The 19,609-nt window shown below is 53.0% G+C and carries 19 protein-coding genes and 1 tRNA gene; 13 read left to right on the forward strand and 7 right to left on the reverse strand.

Annotated elements, in window-relative coordinates; genetic code table 11:
- Nucleotides 1–96: 96 nt before the first annotated feature.
- Nucleotides 97–2,544 carry a hypothetical protein gene (locus ACR0A1_RS08045; protein WP_170391975.1) on the reverse strand — a complete coding sequence of 816 codons (2,448 nt, stop codon included), beginning with the start codon at nt 2,542–2,544 and terminating at the stop codon, nt 97–99.
- A gap of 613 nt (nt 2,545–3,157) precedes the next feature.
- Here ACR0A1_RS08045 and ACR0A1_RS08050 point away from each other — a divergent pair.
- The 3 genes from ACR0A1_RS08050 to ACR0A1_RS08060 all read left to right on the forward strand — a co-directional run bounded on the left by ACR0A1_RS08050 (nt 3,158) and on the right by ACR0A1_RS08060 (nt 5,769).
- Nucleotides 3,158–3,919 carry a response regulator transcription factor gene (locus ACR0A1_RS08050; protein ID WP_170391977.1) on the forward strand — a complete coding sequence of 254 codons (762 nt, stop codon included), beginning with the start codon at nt 3,158–3,160 and terminating at the stop codon, nt 3,917–3,919.
- Nucleotides 3,912–4,409, forward strand: a complete 498-nt coding sequence (locus ACR0A1_RS08055; protein ID WP_480752459.1) for a hypothetical protein — start codon at nt 3,912–3,914, stop codon at nt 4,407–4,409. The genes ACR0A1_RS08050 and ACR0A1_RS08055 overlap by 8 nt, the downstream gene beginning before the upstream one ends.
- 217 nt (nt 4,410–4,626) lie before the next feature.
- Nucleotides 4,627–5,769, forward strand: coding sequence for a tyrosine-type recombinase/integrase (locus tag ACR0A1_RS08060; protein ID WP_480866991.1), 1,143 nt, complete (start codon nt 4,627–4,629; stop codon nt 5,767–5,769).
- A gap of 382 nt (nt 5,770–6,151) precedes the next feature.
- On the opposite strand, the gene ACR0A1_RS08065 is transcribed toward ACR0A1_RS08060, so the two are convergent.
- The 3 genes from ACR0A1_RS08065 to ACR0A1_RS08075 form a co-directional block, all read right to left on the reverse strand.
- On the reverse strand, nt 6,152–6,703 hold the full coding sequence (locus ACR0A1_RS08065; RefSeq protein ID WP_480866993.1) for a 2OG-Fe(II) oxygenase: 552 nt from the start codon (nt 6,701–6,703) through the stop codon (nt 6,152–6,154).
- A 16-nt stretch (nt 6,704–6,719) separates the two neighbouring features.
- A complete protein-coding gene (locus ACR0A1_RS08070) occupies nt 6,720–7,310 on the reverse strand; it encodes a 2OG-Fe(II) oxygenase (RefSeq protein WP_480866994.1) in 591 nt (196 codons plus the stop codon).
- Nucleotides 7,311–7,624: 314 nt separating this feature from the next.
- Nucleotides 7,625–8,635 (reverse strand): class I SAM-dependent methyltransferase, encoded by a 1,011-nt coding sequence (locus tag ACR0A1_RS08075; protein WP_480866996.1) that lies wholly within the window; start codon nt 8,633–8,635, stop codon nt 7,625–7,627.
- 561 nt (nt 8,636–9,196) lie between these two features.
- On the opposite strand from ACR0A1_RS08075, the gene ACR0A1_RS08080 reads away from it, so the two are divergent.
- The 6 genes from ACR0A1_RS08080 to ACR0A1_RS08105 all read left to right on the forward strand — a co-directional run bounded on the left by ACR0A1_RS08080 (nt 9,197) and on the right by ACR0A1_RS08105 (nt 14,551).
- Complete coding sequence (locus ACR0A1_RS08080; protein ID WP_480866998.1) at nt 9,197–9,448, forward strand: helix-turn-helix transcriptional regulator; 252 nt, start codon at nt 9,197–9,199, stop codon at nt 9,446–9,448.
- Nucleotides 9,449–9,862: 414 nt separating this feature from the next.
- Nucleotides 9,863–11,752, forward strand: coding sequence for a primase-helicase family protein (locus tag ACR0A1_RS08085; protein ID WP_480867000.1), 1,890 nt, complete (start codon nt 9,863–9,865; stop codon nt 11,750–11,752).
- A 543-nt stretch (nt 11,753–12,295) separates the two neighbouring features.
- Nucleotides 12,296–12,856: a hypothetical protein gene (locus ACR0A1_RS08090; protein ID WP_480867002.1), complete on the forward strand. Its 561-nt coding sequence runs from the start codon at nt 12,296–12,298 to the stop codon at nt 12,854–12,856.
- A complete protein-coding gene (locus ACR0A1_RS08095) occupies nt 12,846–13,415 on the forward strand; it encodes a hypothetical protein (protein ID WP_480867004.1) in 570 nt (189 codons plus the stop codon). The genes ACR0A1_RS08090 and ACR0A1_RS08095 overlap by 11 nt, the downstream gene beginning before the upstream one ends.
- A gap of 89 nt (nt 13,416–13,504) precedes the next feature.
- Nucleotides 13,505–14,008 (forward strand): hypothetical protein, encoded by a 504-nt coding sequence (locus ACR0A1_RS08100; RefSeq protein ID WP_480867006.1) that lies wholly within the window; start codon nt 13,505–13,507, stop codon nt 14,006–14,008.
- A 108-nt stretch (nt 14,009–14,116) separates the two neighbouring features.
- The gene (locus tag ACR0A1_RS08105; protein ID WP_299668175.1) at nt 14,117–14,551 is read left to right on the forward strand and encodes a hypothetical protein; all 435 of its coding nucleotides are present in this window, start codon (nt 14,117–14,119) and stop codon (nt 14,549–14,551) included.
- Nucleotides 14,552–14,676: 125 nt separating this feature from the next.
- On the opposite strand, the gene ACR0A1_RS08110 is transcribed toward ACR0A1_RS08105, so the two are convergent.
- Nucleotides 14,677–15,168 carry a hypothetical protein gene (locus tag ACR0A1_RS08110; protein WP_480867008.1) on the reverse strand — a complete coding sequence of 164 codons (492 nt, stop codon included), beginning with the start codon at nt 15,166–15,168 and terminating at the stop codon, nt 14,677–14,679.
- 74 nt (nt 15,169–15,242) lie between these two features.
- Between ACR0A1_RS08110 and ACR0A1_RS08115 the strand changes: the two genes are divergently transcribed.
- Together ACR0A1_RS08115 and ACR0A1_RS08120 are read left to right on the forward strand one after the other, a co-directional pair.
- On the forward strand, nt 15,243–15,467 hold the full coding sequence (locus ACR0A1_RS08115) for a helix-turn-helix domain-containing protein (protein WP_480867010.1): 225 nt from the start codon (nt 15,243–15,245) through the stop codon (nt 15,465–15,467).
- Between the two features lie 300 nt (nt 15,468–15,767).
- Nucleotides 15,768–16,535 carry a hypothetical protein gene (locus tag ACR0A1_RS08120; protein ID WP_480867012.1) on the forward strand — a complete coding sequence of 256 codons (768 nt, stop codon included), beginning with the start codon at nt 15,768–15,770 and terminating at the stop codon, nt 16,533–16,535.
- On the opposite strand, the gene ACR0A1_RS08125 is transcribed toward ACR0A1_RS08120, so the two are convergent.
- Complete coding sequence (locus ACR0A1_RS08125; protein WP_480867014.1) at nt 16,532–17,626, reverse strand: DNA cytosine methyltransferase; 1,095 nt, start codon at nt 17,624–17,626, stop codon at nt 16,532–16,534. The two genes, ACR0A1_RS08120 and ACR0A1_RS08125, sit on opposite strands and share 4 nt — an antisense overlap.
- 122 nt (nt 17,627–17,748) lie before the next feature.
- Here ACR0A1_RS08125 and ACR0A1_RS08130 point away from each other — a divergent pair, with 122 nt between their 5' ends.
- Both ACR0A1_RS08130 and ACR0A1_RS08135 read left to right on the forward strand, forming a co-directional pair.
- Nucleotides 17,749–18,333 carry a hypothetical protein gene (locus ACR0A1_RS08130; protein WP_480867016.1) on the forward strand — a complete coding sequence of 195 codons (585 nt, stop codon included), beginning with the start codon at nt 17,749–17,751 and terminating at the stop codon, nt 18,331–18,333.
- Nucleotides 18,330–19,337, forward strand: a complete 1,008-nt coding sequence (locus ACR0A1_RS08135; RefSeq protein ID WP_480867017.1) for a GmrSD restriction endonuclease domain-containing protein — start codon at nt 18,330–18,332, stop codon at nt 19,335–19,337. Before ACR0A1_RS08130 ends, ACR0A1_RS08135 begins: the two co-directional genes overlap by 4 nt.
- A 3-nt stretch (nt 19,338–19,340) precedes the next feature.
- Here the strand turns inward: ACR0A1_RS08135 and ACR0A1_RS08140 are convergent.
- A tRNA-Leu gene (locus ACR0A1_RS08140) sits at nt 19,341–19,426 on the reverse strand.
- Nucleotides 19,427–19,609 lie beyond the last annotated feature (183 nt).

A 19,609-nucleotide genomic window follows, 5' to 3' on the forward strand; every position in this document is an offset into this window, starting at 1 on the left:
ATTTCCGGTTCGGGATTTGCTGGGCCGAGGCCACATTTCGCGGCCCCGGCGATTTCATTGAACGGGGGCCGATAATGCGGCCCCCGCGAATTGGTCTTAGACCTCGGTGTCGTCGCTCGAATAAGTCGAGGTCATCGAACCGCCAACCATGGTCGTATCGACCGAGTTACCAAGCACGTTGGCACCCTGTACGATCGATTGGTTGAACGCGTTCGTATCGACGACTGCTGCTGCGGATGCATAAGACTCGCCGTTGACGATACCATCGCCACCATTATCCGAACCCCAGGTACCGCCATTACCGCCAGCACCACCGGCACCCGAATATGCACCGGATGCTTCACCACCGGTGTTCATTGCGCCTGTGGTTGCACCACCAGTAGACGAGCCCATGACGTCGCCGCTGGTACCGCCAGTCGATGCCGCTGCACCACCGGCACCGCCGTCACCTGACATCGCAGTACCTGTTGCATCACCTGAAGCCATCGAGTCCGCATCATTATCGGACGAAGCATCTCCACCGTATCCGGCAATCGCTTCGGCAAGGCTTTCGGCATAACCATCGTTGGCTGAATCGGCCCATGCTTCAGAGTCACCGCCGTTTCCGGCTTCGTTGGTTGCGTCAGCTGAACCAGCACCGCTTCCGGCCGAGCTTGCCTCGGGGTTGGCCGTACCGCCAGCGCCACCAGTACCTTCGGCCGATGCCATTCCATCGCCGCTGGCGTCTGCTGATCCATTACTTGTGTTGGTACCACCATTACCACCAGAACCGTCAACGTCCTGATCATTGTCGGCAGAGCCATCGATATCACCAGGTGACTGCGTGATTACAGGGCCGGCAGCATCTTGGTCACCAACACCTTGCGCATCCGCATCCGTGTCAACGTAGCCGCCGCCTGCACCACCGGTTCCTGTACCGCCAGCACCCGGTCCGCCAGTACCTGTGCCACCAGTACCAGTACCTCCAGTACCCGTACCACCAGTACCTGTACCGCCAGTACCCGTACCGCCGGTACCTGCACCACCAGTACCACCGTCTCCGCCGGTACCGTTCGAGTTACCAGCTGCTGCAGCTTCTTCGTCTCCGTCAGGATCTTCCTCTTCCACAAGGAGTACCGGGAATGGGAAGGCTTCTTCTACCGAGCCGGAATCTCCGCCGGTGCCGTCGCCACCATTGGCATTGCCACCGGAGCCTTCGCCACCAGTGCCTTCACCGCCTGAGCCTTCACCGCCTGAGCCTTCGCCCCCGGAGCCTTCGCCACCGGAGCCTTCGCCGCCGGAGCCTTCGCCGCCGGAACCGCTACCGCCATCGGCATCATTCCAGCCCATCGCGCCAGCGCCAGCCAGACCCAAACCAATATTGCCTCCAGAGGAAGACTCGTTGGCTTCGTTGGTTCCGTCGCTAGAGTTGTCTGCCGAACCATCGTTATCGGCATCACCAGCGCCACCATCGGCACCGTCGTTGGAAGCATCGGTGCCTGCCAGACCAAGGCCAGCAGCTAATGCCCCAGATGTATTGTCACCACCGTCTGCATCGCCATCGGCGTTCGCTCCGGACAAACCAAGACCAAGACCAAGGCCAATCGATCCGGCATTACCACCGTTACCACCAGTAGAGTCACTATCGGAACTCGCTTCGCCGTGGTTGTCGGCATTAGACTCGCTGTCTGCTGCGCCGCCTTCGCCGCCGGTGCTGTCACCGTCTGCGCTGGCACTCGAATGACCAAGACCCAGGCTTGCGTTATAGGTATCACCCGAAGATGCGCCATCTCCACCTGTCGCAGCGCTATCAGCATTTCCTGAATGACCACCAAAGGCCAGCGAATGGCTGCCATTGGTGTCGCCATAGGCTTCACCACCATAGCTCATGCCGCCATCGCCAGAGGAGCCACCGTCGTTGTTTACGTCGATACCGTCTTCAGCATAGGCTTCACCGCCGTTGGCGTCACCGCTTTGTGTGAAGTCGCCTGAATTCTCGACACTTGCTGTACCCAAACTGTCATTGTCTTCCAGGCTGGCAAACTGCTGGTTGATCGACGCGAAATCATTTCCGGGACCATCTTGCGAGATATCAATGTTGACGTCGTCGCCGGGATCGTAATTTACATCGTCACCGGCAGTAATAACGTCGCCGACATCACCTTCGACGTCCTCAATATCAACGTCGACTTTGTCATCGTCGCGCGGAATCCACTCTCCGCCGCCGAAGTCGATATCTACGGTCGCGGTATTGGTGTTGCTGTCGTCACCGCCATTGGTCTGTGAGTTGCTGTCGTTACCACCATTGGTGTTGCTGTCGTTACCACCATTGGTGTTGCTGTCGTTACCACCATTGGTGTTGCTGTCGTTACCACCGTTGGTGTTGCTGTCGTTACCACCGTTGGTGTTGCTGTCGTCGCCCTGCTGTTGTTGCTGCTGCTGTTGCTGTTGGTTCAAATCTTCAACAGCCATCTCTTCTTCTTCCAGCTGCGGTTCGTCTACAACAGGATCCTGATCGTCGATAACTTCTTGGACATCGGTGATTGGAGCTAATCTGCGTTCCATAATAAGTTCCACTTTTACTGAAGCACCAGACCGCCATTCATCTACAAAGCGGTAACAGGCGCGGTTTGAAACAGACTTTGCGCGCAACGTGTCAATCTGGACACTCGCGCGGCCGTGAAGGTCTTCTGTTTGGTTTGCCCCCCTTTCTCGGCTAAGCCGATTCCATGACCACGGAGAATTCGCAGAAATACGCGGACCGCAGGCACGTCAGGTCTAAGATCACTTCACAAATTGAAGCTTGGGCATGGTTGCAGCGATAAGGGGATGTGCATAGCTGGCCGAAAGGGCTATTTTCCGTAATTAGCTGTTTAATATATATATTTTTCGAAATCTGGCGTATTTCGCACCAGATTTGCCTCAGAAACAATCATGCGCAAACATATAGGATTATTAACCCTGAAATTTCATAAAGTTACGCTAAAACTATATACGAAAAACCTGATCAAAGGTTCTAGTACGCGGTATTGCGGAACCCGCCTTTGGTTGCTGAAACACGTACTTTCAGCTATGATAAGGTACTATTTGAGTTCAAAGTTAATGTTTCGCGCCACCCAGTTCTGTGCCCGATTTAAAGTTTCAGAGGGCGGCGTTTGTATTAGTGGGGGGAAGATCAATGAATATTTCATTGCAAGAAGACGCCCGTGATCAGATTGAATATCCCGAAGAGCTGTCGATCATTTTTATCGGCAAGGAATTGTTCTACTCGAACCAAACCCTGAGAAGTGTTCAAAGCGAATTTGGCGTTCGTGCATCAAGATATGAAAGCCTTGACGACCTGCTGGCTGAGAGTGGGAACTCAGTTCCCTCCGAGCGCATCATTGTCGTGGATCAGATGATGCTCGAAGATCTGTTGGCGCGGCCCGCTGATTATTCCCGGCTCGCCGAGACAGGATGTCTGGCCTTCGCCTATCGCAAGAAAAGTCCGGCCCGGGTTCTGTTCGAACGCTGGGATCGTACCCGTTTCGGCAGTGTCGGGTATTTGCCAATGAACGTGGCGCCGGATGTTTGGCGCGCAATATTGCGGCTTCTGATGCACGAAGAGCTGCACCTGCCCTGCTTTCTGGCCGACAGCATGAACGCAACACAAAGTGCGCCAGGCACACCTATCGAAAAACAGCCTGCAACCAGAACCCGGTCGCCTGACAAACTGTTGCGATACTCAAAGCTGACGCGCCGCGAAAAGCAAGTCCTGAGGCTGGTATCGCAAGGCAAGAGCAACAAGACCATTGCGTCGAATCTGGGCATCACCGAACACACCGTCAAACTGCATATGCACAATGTCTCGGGCAAGATCGATGTGAGCAACCGGACTGAAGCTGCGCATTTCTACTTTGAGGTCGCGCCGAACGAAGCGCGCAACGCGCCCGTTGGATGAGGCATTCGAAACCCGGTTCGACCGGCTCATTCTGTTGGTGGGTCGGCTCAACTATATGTGGACGAACACTGAAAGCCTGCTGATCCACCTGATCGCAGGTCTGACCGGGGCCAACAAAGATGTTGCGGTCATCATATTCCTGACGCTTAACACCACACGTGCCCGTATCGATCTGGTCGAACGTCTCGCCAAGATGGAGGGTCGCCTCCGTGAAATCCGCGATCCGATTCTCGAACACACCCAGCGGTTGTCGCGCCTGTCCTCTATTCGAAACAAGTACAATCACTGCATCTATTCTTTCGATCAGGAAAGCGGAAATCCAAAGACCATCCTGATGCGCATTGCTGATCGCAAGACCGACATCAAACTTGGTCGCGAAGACACAGTTGACGACAAAGCAATGAAAGAAATCGAGGATGTTGTCACTCAGCTCTCGAATGCCAACAGGGATATCTGGAAATTGATCACCCAACTGGGTTTCCCTGTCTGAGATGGTGCTGGTGCGGGCGGTGGGACTCGAACCCACACGGCACTAAGGCCTTCGGATTTTAAGTTACTGCTTCCGAGATATTTTATAGCCTAATAGCACCTATTGAGGGTCCGCGAGACCAAGAAAACAAGGCATCATCGTCTCATAGCGCGTCCTGAGACCTCTCAGGACCTACCCGAAACATGGCCTGAAACATGGCTTAAGGAGGCGATCAAAGATGACAACAAAACTCACACAGGCCAAGGTGTCTCAGCTCGCCGAAGATCACCCGCCGGGCGCTCAGATCTACGACAGCGAGGCGAAGGGCCTCAGGCTCGTCGTGGGCAAGCGCGGCATCTCCTACAAGCATGTGGGGCGCATCAACGACGGCACCGACCGGTACGTGTCCGTAGTGATCGGCAGGACGGACGAGGTGTCACTGCGCAGCGCCAGGGAGCGCTCCGCAGAGCTCCGGCTGGCATTGCGACGTGGCGACGACCCGAGGTCCAAGAAGGTGGCTGTGCCGACCATTGCGGAGGCCCTTGAGCGATATCTTGACGGTCGACCCGATCTAAGTGCTCGGACGGTCTCATGGTACCGCCAGAAGGTGGACGGTCCGCTCGGCGGCCTCCTCAAGCTGCCATCGGATCGGATAGACCGTGAAGCCGTAAGGTCTCTTCACGAGCAACTTACAAAGAAATCTGGACCCTATTGCGCTAACGGCGCGATGCGAGTGCTCAAGCTGCTGTTGAACGACGTTGCCCGCACCCACGATCTACCGCCGAACCCAGTCACGCGCGGCGTGCGAATGAACAAAGAGCGGGCGCGTGACTGGGCAGTTGGCCCTGATGAGATGCCTCAGCTCTGGCGCGGGTTGGATGCGATGGAGGACCGCGTTCGTCGCGCCTGTTGGCTACTAATGCTGACCACCGGCCTTCGCTCTACAAACGCCCGCTCGGTACGATGGGAACACCTTGAGGACGATGGGGTCCTGTTCATCCCGAGAGCCAAGTCGGGTCGTAGCTTTCAACTACCCCTGCCACGTCTCATGATCCAGGAACTCGGTGAAGTGCGAGAATTGACGAAACCTCTCGAAAGCCAATTCATCTTCCCCTCCACGACCTCCAAGTCGGGTCACATTGAGCAAATGGTGCGCCTAATGTCATTTCCATATGCGCCGCATCAGATGCGTCACACCTACAGAACCCATGCGCTAGAGGCTGGCGTGGGCTTCCAATCAGTGACGATGCTGATGGACCACGCAAATGCTCACGTCTCTTTCAACTATGTGACCCGCTCGCATCTGAAGGGGCATCTGCGCGAATGTCAGGAACGTATCTGTGCACGCCTACTAACGTATCGAGGTTCATCGAGAGGCTAGAATCAGGGCTGTAAATTGCGACTGACGTTCAAAGGAAAAGATGACCTCGCCTCGTTCTTCAGCAAAATACCGCTACGAGCCCAAAGTGACGAGCGCTGCGTACTGGGCGATGGTCGGCGTACACTACGTGACATTTTGCTTGGGGTGGTTGCGGTGGTGTCTCCGCAATTAGATAAGTAGTTTATGACCTATCGCTTCGATATTGCAAATAGGAACGTTTTTTTACCCCACAACCGCCCGAGTGGCTATGTCTGATATGCGGGACAAATTCACCTTTCGATGAACGCCTTCTTTCGGAAGAATTGTTGTGGCGAGCAATCTAAGAAGTCGAACCCTAAGACAGTGAACTGCTGTAGACCAAAGTATTGTTTATCCGGAGTGTTTAAAAGCCTTGCAGAGAATTCCCTGTGACGTCAGTTAAAAAGATGGCGACTGTATATCGGAGTCCAGATTGTACTTGGAAAACCTCGTGAGCATATTTTTCATCACTTGGAAATGCAACGAAGAGCCCGGTTTTGGGTGAGATCGTTTTATCCTGGTTTACAAATCGTATTTCTCCGCCCTTAAATTCTTGCCCGAGATAAAGAATGCAAGACACTTTACGATCAGGAGTGTGGTTTGGAACCCAAGTTCCTTTCGAATCTTGCATGCAGTTGTCTGCATGAAGTGGATGCATTCCGCCTTTTTCCAAGCGGCACAGCATAATCGTCTCGACGAACAGCGTAGTAGATGTGGCTAAAGAACAAATCTGACGCGCTGTCTCAGCGACACGCCGTACCAGAATAGACGCAGGCAAATCAGAAAACTCGCGCCAGTACACCATTGGATTACCGCAATAATCGAGTAGCGTCGCCGCTTCTGATCGAGAGTCATATGCACTGCAAATCGTTGCGCAGTTTACATCGTCTAAGAAGTCATCGATTTGGATCAACATACTTGAATCCTTAGCACTACCGAAATGGCGAACCCTCAAGCCATGTCACCAAGCTCAGTCTTTCACCAGAAATTACACGGCCCGCTCTATGCAACAAAAAGCTAGGGAAAACTGTCATTGAACCGAGTTCTCGTGAAGCTTCAGCTACGTCTTTCTCTGTACGGAAAAACTGGAGGCCTCCGCCCACGTATTCATCCGGCTCGCTGAGTTGGATCGAAACCGACAACTTTCGACGTGGCGCAAGCTTTCCCAAGTCAGCGTGCCAGTCATAGCCTTGACCTTGCCGATACCTACCTAGTTGGAATGATGCCAATTTGCCGTCGAGCGAGAAATTGAAGAATTCTTTGTTTAAAGTCGATGTAGCCGCAGCAACCCTTTCAAATAGCCAATAATTGTCTTGGTTTGGATAAATCCAAAAAAGATCAGTGCTACGGATGTTTTCATCCTCATCGCCCCAACTTACGCGACTTTCAATCGGCTCGGCATGCTTCGACATACTGACGATCTTTGCACACTCGTTGGCGTCAAACACTTTTTCTACAGTTCGATAGTCGAGATCGTGTTCGTGAGTCTCCTGCAGGAGCTTAAAAGAAGGGACTATTTCCATTGTTTTCTCCTAGGGCGCTTGTGCCGTTGACCCAATGCTCGCATCTGGCTAGCATTTGATCACTTTTCGATATTTTAGGGAAGATGTTGCAATGCCAAGCGGCGATCCAAAACCTAGTTCTATACCTGTTCCACCACCACCGGGGCCAATTCCGATTCCACCACCGCCTCCACCGCCGGGACCAATTCCTATTCCACCACCACCACCACCACCAGGGCCAATTCCGATCCCACCACCGCCTCCACCACCGGGACCAATTCCTATTCCCTAACGCTCTAGGCGAAGGGCGGAGTATTGGAGCATCAGAGGACGGATCAGGTGGCCATACGCCTGATCCAGAAACTGCTGCCATTGGGAGTTTTCGAGTCGACCAAGTCACCAGCAAGCAACTTAAATTCCTCTTTCATGTTGTTGCAGACGAAGTTGGATGCAAACTCTACTTCCCATGACAAGTTACCCATTAGAAATGCCGTCCAGATGTATTGCTCGTTATAGAAATTGCTGAGTTCCTCGATCCAATATCTAGGCATGTCCGAAGGAAAGAATATATCGTGTATATGAACTAATGTGCCTATTTGGAGTGAAGGAACTATTTCGAATACTTGATAGTTTACGTCTGATCCAATTTTGCTGATATGGCTGCTATCAATGAATAGTATATCGTTTCTTTTCAAGCAATCGAAGAAGGATATTGGAACTTTCTGCACCTTCTCCTCAATTAGATTTATTCGCTTATCTTCCGCAAGAATCCGAAGCGATTCATTGGGATATGGCTCAATACAAGTAATTTCACCAAATCCATTGGCGCCCAGAGCATCGACAGCAATAAGGGTAGAAAACCCAGATCCAATTTCAACAATGTGTTGAGGCTGATTTTTTCGTATCATTGAATAATATATTATTGCGTCAGGAGCAGAGAACATCGAATTATTCCAATAGAATTGGTGTGGATTTCGTGGCCTTTTCGAATAGCCCTGCAATTCACAAATATATCGATTGAATGACGCTAAGTGGTTTGCGAATTTGGTTTTATCAAGGCCCTGGGGGAGCAAGGACTCATTGAACTTTCTTTCGAACACTTCGTCATCCAAATCTGAAAGAATCGGCAGTGGACTATAGTAATGTGCTGGGATTATGTGAATTCCGAGCTGCTCAGTTGATTTAAAAAATTTTGTTACGGACCGAAAATCCTCCCAACATAGACCAGTTGCCATGGCAATACATATTTGCGCCAGGTGCTGTTTTTCAGATTCAGTGAGCTCGGTCTTGTATCTTTGCAAGAACTCCTGCCAGTTGGTCGTAAGACCTAAATAGATTTCGTCCATTTTTGGGTTCTCTCAGAGTTGAGGGTTGTCGATAATTGCCGGTATCTTCCCCATATTGCTCGATCTCTGGTCGCTTGCTCTTTTGTGGAAAGGAAAAAAATGGATAACGCTCGAGATATCTAAGTTCGGTGACCGCAATTTTGTGTGCACTGTAGAGTGTTTTCTTAACCCTTTGGGGAATCTGCTCTCCATGAACAATGACCTCGTCGAGGCATGATAATAAATTTGATTAAGTTATACTGCGGCATGAGCGGTGACGCCAGTTGGAGGAGAGCCAATCGACCGTGTTCGTCCCACTTTTCCAAAAGCTGTCATTCGACCTTAGAGCAGTGACAGCAGGTTGGTCCGCAGATCGGACGCTCGTCTGTGGTGCAGCGAGGTGCCGCTTTCAGTAAATCAACCGTTCCAAACCAGCGGATTGTAGTTCAAAAGCCAAAAAAAGTCGCTCAATAAATGCAAACCCAATAGAGTCTCATTAGAATAAATGATGCGAAGTGATGGTCAACGTGGCCTTCGAATTCCTCCACAATGCTCATGAACTAGAGATCCCGGAGTGAGCAAATGGAACAGATAGTCGAGCGCCTCGGTCGCATTGAAGAACTTATATCGGCCAGCGACGCGATCGTGCCAAGGCGCGAATACCTAAACATTGATGAGACGGCCGAATTCATCCGTGTAAGTCGACAGACCCTGGACAGGTGGCGCATGGAGGCGAAGGGTCCTGCGGTCCACCGTGTCGGACGCCGAGTGATGTACTCAGTCTCTGACCTTCGCTCCTTCATGGATGAGCACCGTCAGGAGTCGCTTCGATAGCACTCCATTCCCCAGTAAGCCGAGCAATGATTACTCAAAACGCAATTCGTTGAATTTCGAACTGCTAGGATACAGGCCCCCACCATTGCGCACCAAGTAATAGTTTACTGGGGGGTTGACACGGCAGATCATTGATTCTGCCGAGACCGGTTCGGACATGGCTGACCCGCACAGACTTTTGTGGACGATGCGGGCCAGACAGTTGCCGAAATCTACACCGAGGAACAATTCGATGCATGAGTTACATACTGCCACGAAAGCACAAAGCCATGAACCCTCATTTTACGGGCTTTGGGGCGGCCTGAGCAATGCCGTTCGTGGCTTCTCATTCGTATATTTGCGCAATAGTCCAAACTGCGATTTTCCATCATTCTTTTTGATCAACCAAAATCTGATCTACCAAAGCACAAAACAATGGCCGCTTTCGATTCAGGTGAAGACGGGAGGGCAATCCCAGTGAAACCGTTCACCTATTCGCCCGAAGACTTTGAGGAATTCCTCCAGATCTCTTCGCCATTGTGGCATGATGCTTCGGTCTTGGTTCGATCTCTACGAGACGCTTCTGCGGGAGTCGCAGCCGCCCGCTATGCGACACTGGAATTCTTTGCGAAGGTTTCTCGCGAAGACCTGGATGGGCTGGGCCCACCAGCCGATGTTATCAACGACTGTTGGGATGATGGGGTTCCAGGCGAGACGCTATCGCAATTGGCAGAGAGAGAAGCCGAAATCCTTCGCAATCTAGCGTTTGATTTTGAATTGAAACCAGAAGGTAACCACCCTGAAGTGGTGAAGCGGTTTGTAGAGTACTACGAGGAATGGGCCGAGATGTTGGAAGGCTGGGCTTCCAAACCGAGAAACGACTATTTGACTGAGCTGGAACGTGAGTATGCCGAGGAGGGCTCAACGCTTGAGGCTGTCATTCAAAGAACTAACCGTGAGTACTTCACAATAACCAAAGACGGGGGGTACTCGGTGGGACGAGAACAGTTGAATCCATCCACGGGCCATCGGGAGGTCAAGTTCTTTTCAGAAAGCGCAGTAAAAAAGGACCTCGATAGAAAGAAGGTTGAAGTTCCAGAGCCAGACGGGAAGTCCAAACTTATTGGTATCGGTACTGCCTGGGCGACCCACACAGATCGTCGCCACTACCGGCACCTAACTTTTGATCCCAATCACAGCTTCCGTGAGGGCGATGGCGACAACCGTACCTTCAATTTGTTCAGGGGCTTCTCGGTCGAGCCGGATCCGCTTGCAGATTGGTCTCCGCTGGATCACCTCATTAGAGACGTCATCTGTGGCGGCGACATGGAGCAATATGAGTTCGTCATGAACTGGACAGCAAAGATGGTTCAGTATCCCAATGAACCGGCAGGCGTAGTGCTATCAATTCCCGGCCCGAAGGGCTCAGGAAAGGGTACATTCGGTCGAGCGCTCGTTGGCCTTGTCGCACCGCACGGAAAACAGTTGACCCAACCGGAACAGTTGACCGGTAAATTCAACAATCACTTATCACAGACGATCGCACTGTTCGTCGATGAGGCATTGTGCTCAGGAGACAAAAAGGCGGAGAATACACTGAAGTCGCTGATCACGGAACCAACCTTCATGTGTGAACCAAAAGGTGTCGATTCATTCGAGGTAAACAATCATCTTCACATCGTAATGGCGACAAACGACGATTGGGCGGCACCTGTCGAGTTTGGGGATCGGCGCTATGCAGTCTTCTCACCCGAGCCGGAAGCCGTGTCCGACTTCAAGTCCCGGATAGGATTTGGTCGTATTCTCGAAGGCCAAGGACGTGTGAAGCGCGCTATTCTGGCAGGCATGATGTCCAAACTGCTGCGTGTTGACGTGAATGGGTGGCGAGGCGACGAACATATCCCCGTTACGAATGCCCTCAGGAGGCAGCGTGCTTTGACTGCCCAGCGAAATCCAATGCTCGGCTGGTGGGAAACAGTACTCCAGCGAGGGGGCCTCGACCAACTTCGGATTCCGGGCTGGCCCTCAGCAACCGGCGAGGTATCACCGTCAATGAAGGACGAGCTTGAATTCGATCTCCGTTCATACCATCACCAACTGCCGTATCGAGCACACATCCCCGACAAGTCGGCAATCGGGAGGTGGCTGAAGGAAAAATTCAAGTATCAGATCAACGGAAACGTCGGCTTCGGTGCCGAAAGACGTCGTGGCTGGGTTCTGCCACCACTGGCCCAGGCCAGACAGAACTTCGAGGAGCTACTGGGATCTGGTCCTTTGGACTGGGAGCCTTTCGAAGAGCCCGAAGACTGGGGCGATGAAACTTGAGCTTGATAGGTCGGATGTCATTCACGAACAGTCCCGAAGGCCGACGGAGGTCCGAAAACAGGCACATCCATTGAGCAACCTGAGTAATCGAGTCTGCAATCAGCAAGCATTGCAACAGCCGGGTTTGGCATTCACCGGCGCCCGGCTAGGTCAAATGTATCCAAACTATCTTCTATTTGATTTCCGAAATTGGTTACTCGACTCACTCAGGCTACTCAAAGATAAATTTCTTACAATAGTTTTAAGAGCATAGAGTCGAATAAGGGTCAGTTGCTTAATGAGTGACTGGGTGGGTTTCAGCACTTAGCAATGCTGTGGCTCCATTCGAACCTCTCATCCCTTGTGCAACGTTGGCATCGCTGGCCCGAAACACTTGGCATATCTGTTCGAGGCGGTTGAGACGAACCGGCCAAATTTATTTCGCCGAGGACCTAAGGACACCGGATCCCTCGTCCCGTCTGGGGCACCGAAAAGCCCAACCGAAACAAGGCCCTGCATGTGGTCAATTTCTAGGCCCTGCCATGGGCCCGAAACAGGTGAACTATGGGTAATGCTGCAATACAGATCAGGCCAGCGGCAAAGGCTGATGCGCCGAGCCGGTACCCGACGCGCTCCGAGATACCTTCGGACGTGGACGAGCGGTTCCTTTCGGCGCTGTCAGAGTTTGGCCAGGTCACCTATGCTGCCAACGTCTCCGGCATGGCGCGGCGCTCCCTGTACGAGCGGCGGCGACGTGACCCTGAATTTGCAGCCAAGTGGGACGAGGCCATCGACACCTTCGAGGAGACGCTGACGCAGAGGGTGATCGCCACGGCGCTCCACATGGGCACAGGCCGCTGGGTCCCCGCAATAGACCCCGACACGGGCGAAGCGGAACTTGACGAGGACTTCGAGCCGGTGATGCGCTTCGACTGTTCGAACGTGGACCCGAGGATCGCGGTACGCCTCATCGGCCTGAGGATAAGCGGCGTGAACGAGGCGGCGACAGTCGCCATCCAGAACAACGTCGTGGCCCCGTCCGCGCCCAAGCTTGTCTCGGGTGCCCCGATAGACGTGGATGCGATACTCGCCGAATACGAGGACCTGGGCACCGATGTCGAGTAGAGTCGCAGAACAGGGACCTGCGGTATCGGTCGAGGTGTTGTTCGACGACGGTACGGTGCTGCTTACCGACGAAGGCCTGACTTGCCGGGCCGCAGCGGACGCTCAGCACCTGTTCGAGGAAATCGGCGGATCCGAACCCAGGTTGCCCTACCGCGATGCGGCGGCGCGACTGTGTCAGGCCCGTCGCCTTGCCGCCGATGGCTCGCTTACCGTAGCTGATCGCCGCCGCCTGCTGGAACACGTGACGGACACGCCGGTCCTCTCGTCCCCCGAGGTCCACGCAGTCATCTCCGTCGAGTTCGTCGAGCCACCGGATTGGCAGGTCGTCGAGGCACTGGCCGACGACGCCTGGCTTGACAGCGCGCCCTCTCCGCTACTGACCGCCACGACGACTCGAACCGACGACGGCGCCGCCGTTGGATGCTGTGCCGCTCGGTTCGCAGATGAGACCCAGCGTGAACAGGCCGTTCGACGTATAGCCAGCGATGATCGCCTCTCGTCCAGCCAGCGGCGCGCCATCTGTGAGCGCATCGCCAGGACACCCATGGTCGCTTCCTGAGGCAATTGGCTGCTCGGGTCGAACTGCTGGTCTACATCTCGCGACGACACCCAGCACAGTGAGTGCAGGCTAAGAGGAGGCTAAAAAAGATGTTCGAACAGGCCAGAGGCTTAATTCTGAGTGATAGGAACGCGGCGCGAGAAGCGCTCGTTAGGGAGATGGCCGAGGACGAGCGCCGATCGGTCGAGGCGGAGCTCGACGCCATGGAGCGCGAGGAGGCCGACCGGGTCGAGCGCGAAAAAGCGCGAACGCGAGAGGCACAGGCACTCACGAACGCACGTAAAAAACTCACGGACGCCAGAAATGGTCAGCACAAGTGGGCCGATTCATTCGACCAGGCGCTGTCGGATGCCTGCAAAGCATTTGAGGCGCTCGAGGAACTTTCGGTGGAGGTCGCGAGGCTCGAGAAGCTCACCGGCGACGGCAGCGGCAAGAGACCGGTGATCGTCGGTCACGCGAGAACCGGAGCGTTGGTCGCGGCCTTCTGGGATCGCGCGCGCCCACTCGCGAAACGGATCGGCCTTCGTCCGGTGGCGGGTACGAGCAAAAGCATAAAACCCCTCGCATCGATTTACCCCGCAGTTAGACGTTGAGTGCCGGTTCGAAAAGCGCGGATGCAGTTTCGCGTTTGGGCGCCGATAGCCACTTTTCGGCTATGCACTCCAAAATACTCCGGAACTATACGAAATGGAGGAGAGAACGTGACTAAGGACATCCACCTACAGACCAGAGGACAGGTCATCGAGTGCCTGAACAAGGCGGCGCAGACGGTCGCCGTCGATGCTAATCGCGAACTGGATCGCCTCGCAGCGGCCCGCTCGGATAAGACAGGAGAGCCCTATCTGAAAGCTTACGAGGCCGTCTGCGAGGCGCATCCGGAGCTCACGGAACATGCGCTCGGCGGCACCGCTGGCTTCCAGCCCGAAAAGCTGCCACTGAGCCACGAGGATATTGAGTTCGATCTGGCCGTCAGGAACAGCGATGAGACGAGAGCCCTAAAGGTGGGGCTCGACACTAAGACAGCGGACCGTGAGACGATGCGACGGGCACAGGAGGAGCAAGTTCGCAGCGCGAGGAGCGGGAGGCTGCTGAGCCTTCCGGATGCGATCGAAGTCGTTCGAGGTAGACGAACCTAGAGACGTTATCGCGGGATGCAGGGCACCCTCTGCTGCGGCCTCCTCCCGCATCTTAACCGACCCGCGACGACGTGGCCCCGGCGTTTTAACCGTGCGCCGGGGCTATTCCCTCCAATGGGATGATATCAGCAGTCGTTCTGGAGTTCGGCTTCTACCGCCTCAGTCAATGATGCGATGGTCAAGTGCCTGTAGGGTACGTACTTGTCTCTAGAACCTTCGGCGATGCTCGGAGCCAGGGCAAACTTATTGGGCTTGTCGGTCGCAATGGACGGTATCTCCGCCATACGTATGAGCCAGGACATGGCTATCTCCAACGTTTCCTTCTTCACCACGACGCAGATCAGCACGCCCGGCTTGCCCTTGCCGAAAGTGGTTTTCTGTACATCGAATTGGACGGTCCTGACCGGCTTCTCGGGATCTAGGAGCCATGCCTTAACCTGAATGGGAAGCGCGCGGCCGCTCTCCTTGTCGAGGACGACGAGATCGATGCCGTGGTCGTCCGAGAGCGGCTCGAACGGTGATAGGCGCCCTGAGGATTGTGACATCAGCGCCGTCGCCACGTGCAGTTCCGCGATCTTGCCCCTCTGCGTCGAGGTCAGCCCGCCGTTCCGTTCCATGGTTTATCCTATTTTGGGATAATTCTGTTTCGGGATTACCGCGACCTGTACGGGCAGTCAAATGGAACGTGCGGGTGGCCAAGAGCATCTACGACGACGAGTATAGGTCGCTCATCAAGCGACTGCGCGATCAGCGCATTTCGGTCGGCATGACCCAGCAGGCACTCGCTGACGCCTTGAGGAAGCCGCAGTCCTTCGTTGCTAAGGTCGAAGGTTGTGAGCGGCGTCTTGACGTCATCGAGTTCAAGCACTGGTGTGAAGCACTTGGAGTAGATGCTGTCGAAATACTAACTAATTAGAATATTGGGCAATTTGCAAGCTAAGTGAATTGAAACCTTGAATCTGCCGAGAAGTGCCACACAGAAAACTGGTTCACTGTCGGAATTTGCAGACAAGAACAGAAACAACAATTCTGTCGTTTTACGTCCACGGAACGATGAGGAGCCTAAGCGTGGATTTTTTCAATTTGTTAAAATTGACAAGCATAATGACGTGGTAGCAGCCATTCTCATATAACTTCAGAGCAACCAATATCTTTATCTTGACCTTACGAGATATTGCCTTGATATTCCTCCAAAATCAATAACTTGGTGAGAATAGTGAGCGATCAATCTGACAGCCAAAGAAACCTTGAAAACCTAATTGTGGCGCTGAAAAAGTTGACGCCGATCCAGATTGAAGTTTTGAGGAGCATCGTCGAAAAGTTTGCAGAAGGACAGGAACACGAACACCTGCTTACAGACTTTCTGGACCCCAGCGCGTTCGAGTACTTTTCCACGCGTCTTGCAGCTCACCATGCATCGAGTGCTGTCCCGCTAAAGAAGGAAAATTTCGAACACATCCTGGAACATTCATTTCTCCGAACCGGGCATTATGCCAAAAGAACAGAGGACATGACACACCGGGGTGCTGATCTAGAAGTGGACGGTCACTTTCACTCTCTAAAAACCGAAGCAGCCAAGGGGCTTAACACAAAGTCCATCACGATTTCAAAACTGATGGAAGCTCGCTGGATCCGGGACCTTGAGAGTCGGGCAGACGCACCAGATCAAGTACGCCAACGCGTGCTCTCGCATTTGAAAGAGTACGAGCGAATCTTCATTCTTCGAAGCTACGGCGATGAGCGGAAAGTGCGATATGATCTGCGGGAGATCCCTAAAGACGTTCTGGCTATGGTCGAGCATCTCACCGTAGACGACTTTAAAGAACTTTCAGCAGCGGGCGGAACTGGCGCCAATGTAATGTTGAACGGCCGCAAAGCTTTCCGGATTGTCTTGGATGGTAGTGTTGAGAAAGTGACCATTTCGGGTCTTGATGTTGAATTGTGCCCACTTCATGCATGGTGGGAACTCAACAGACCTGGTTAGATCGCCATTCTCAGTTGATTGGGCATAGCACCCCGACCGTTGGCATCTTCATAAATTGATTTCGCGATCTTTGAAGCAATCATCGGAGGCACTGCGTCGCCAATCTGTCGGTATTTGAAGGATAGTGAACCTTCGAAGTAATAGTTGGACGGAAAGCCTTGAAGGAGAGACATTTCTCGGACCGACAACAGTCGGTCCTGTTCAGGGTGGCTGTAGCGGCCATTTCCAGGATGGCTGCACTCGCGTGTGATAGTTGGAGCGGGCCTGTCCCACGCAAGTCGACCGTACACGTCGGGGAATGAACCTGGTTTTTCAACATTCATACTTGGGATACGCAAATGTGCTTGATCTTCCGTCAAATCAATCCAGCTTCCCCCATCCTTCGGAATTGCCTGCATCCGTTCGAGCGAGCGACCACTGATACGTGGGCAAACGTGCATTGGGTCTTCTGAGTGGGTTTCGCCAGCGGCAAGCGCAGGAAGATGCCCAATCGTGTCCCGCACAGAACGCAAGCTGGTCTCAGGTATTTGTAGATGAAAGTTGCCATCCAGCTTTGCCACGATGAGTGACCTGATACGGCTTTGGGGCAAGCCAAATTTCTTAAGGTCGTGTATCTCGGCGAAGACGTCATATCCCAGATCCGAAAGATCTCTGTGTAATGCATAGAAGTGATGCTTGTGACGGCCTCGCAATAGTTCTTTGACATTCTCTATCACAATATATCGCGGGCGCCAGGCCGCGGCAAAGACAGCCGCTCTCTCTACCAACTTATTCCGTCTATCGTCGTGAATATGATTGCGGCTTTGTTTCTGACTAAATCCAGTGCAAGGAGCACAAGAAATGAGTACGTCTACGTCGCTCGGGCCAAATCCGAAGTGAGTCGCGACATCATCAGGCCCGGTATCGGCTAGATCGGCCGACATCGGCCGAAGACCCAAGTTTCGTTCGTATGTGTCGTTGCAGAATGTAGCTCCGACCCCGTGGCTAGGTTTTGCAACCTCAAGATCAACTGCACCGATTGTTCTATAGCCTTGACTAACAAAACCGGAGGACATTCCGCCGCCGCAGGAAAAAAGATCGACTATATTCACAAGTCCTCCGAGAATTCCATATCTTGCGCTGCATACGTTACTGTGACACAAGATAACACGGGTTAGCTGGCACTGGAACGCCTGATTTTAATACAATATCAATTGATGGATGCCGTATATTAATGTCCTATGATGCGCGGATTGCTGCCTTCAGAGCAGACATCGGATCGCTGAACAATGCATCAATGCTCGACCGCTGGTACTACTCAGGTGACTGTGCTGGCTTGCAACATCAAGCCGAAGCTCAGCTTCGACGAGAAGTTTCAGATCAGTTTTCCGTTTCAATACGAGACATTCTGATAGTGGGTTCAGCGCGACTGGGTTTCACCATAGTTCAAAAACCACAGCGACCTACGTTTTCCCACTTCGGAAACTCGGACATTGATGTGGCAATCATTTCCAAAACTCTCTTCAACAAATACTGGCAGCTCGCTTTGAGCCATTGGGAAGACCACAGCGATTGGAGAAAGGCCGAGCAGTTTCGCCTCTATTTATTCCGTGGCTGGCTTCGACCTGACATGCTGCCAACAGGGTCAGGTTTTGCTGCTTCGGACGAATGGTTCGACTTTTTTCGCAGGCTACAGGCATCTGGACTGTATGGGGGATATAAGATCAACGCTGGTATCTACTACGATGAAACGTTTCTCGAGAGATACATTCACTCGTCTTTAGACAAATGCCGGCGTTTTATTGAGGATAAGATATGAGAACAGCACCAGAAAGTAGAAAAATCTCAGCGGTACTAAAGGCACTCCGCGAAGGTAGCCTTCAACCTTCGCCAGATTTTCAAAGACGAGCAGTTTGGACCAACAAGGATAAAATTGCATTTATCGAAACAATACTCCTCGGCTACCCATTTCCCGAGATCTACGTTGCATCCGGTGACGTCGATACCCAGACCGGAGACGCGACCGAGCTCTTGGTAGACGGCCAGCAAAGGCTTAGGACGATAGATGAGTACTTCAGAGGGGTTAAACCGTTTGCTCGGACGCAGTCGATTACCAGATATAGGCAGCTTGAAGACGATCAGAAGAGAGATTTCCTGAACTACGACGTTTCAGTGCGTAACCTTGGAATTATTGGCCTCGACGAAGTGCGGGAGGTATTTCAACGTATGAATGCAACTTCATATGACCTCAATGACATGGAGCGTTTCAATGCCGCGTACATTGGGGAATTCAAACAATTCTGCGAGCGGATTGCACTTGATGACTTCCTGGCTGAACACAAAATTTTCAGCGCCGCTGACATAAGACGAATGAAAGATGTATCGTTCATTGCCTCTCTAGCAACAACGATGCTCTCAGACTATTTCCATCGCGACGATGAAGTCGAAGACTACCTCGAGCGCTTTGACGAACAATTTACTGAAGCACCAGCTCTCGAAGCTCGGTTTTCTTCTACGTTTTCCAGCATTGCTCAAATGGGCTTCGACAGAGATAGCCGCGCGTGGAGAAAAGCAGATTTCTACACACTGTTTATTGAAGTCGACCGCATAATAAATCGAGAACAACAACCCCTTGACGAACAGGCAGTTGGCAGCCGTCTCGCCGCTTTTTTTCAATCAGTCAATGCCTTGCGTGGAAGCGAAGACGCACACACAGGCGCTGCTGGCGAATACCTGAATGCAACGCTTCAGTCTACAAACGACAGACTCGTGCGAGCAACCAGGGGGCGTATTCTGAGAGAAATAATTCTTGCGCAAGACTAGCGCTGGTACCCGCGGCCGGACTCGAACCGGCACGGCCTTCCGGCCCAGAGATTTTAAGTCTCTTGTGTCTACCATTCCACCACGCGGGCAAGCGTGTCGGGCCTATTTCGGGCCTGAAAAACTCCATACGGCCACAAGGCTATGAATACAATGCGCTTTGCGGGCGGAAGCGAAGGATTTTAAGTCCGATATGTCTACCATTCCATCACGCCCGCACATCATCGTCGAAGTTTTGTCTCACCGCGCCGATGTCGTGTGCAGACACTTACAAC

The organism is Ruegeria sp. D6 (assembly GCF_056534365.1).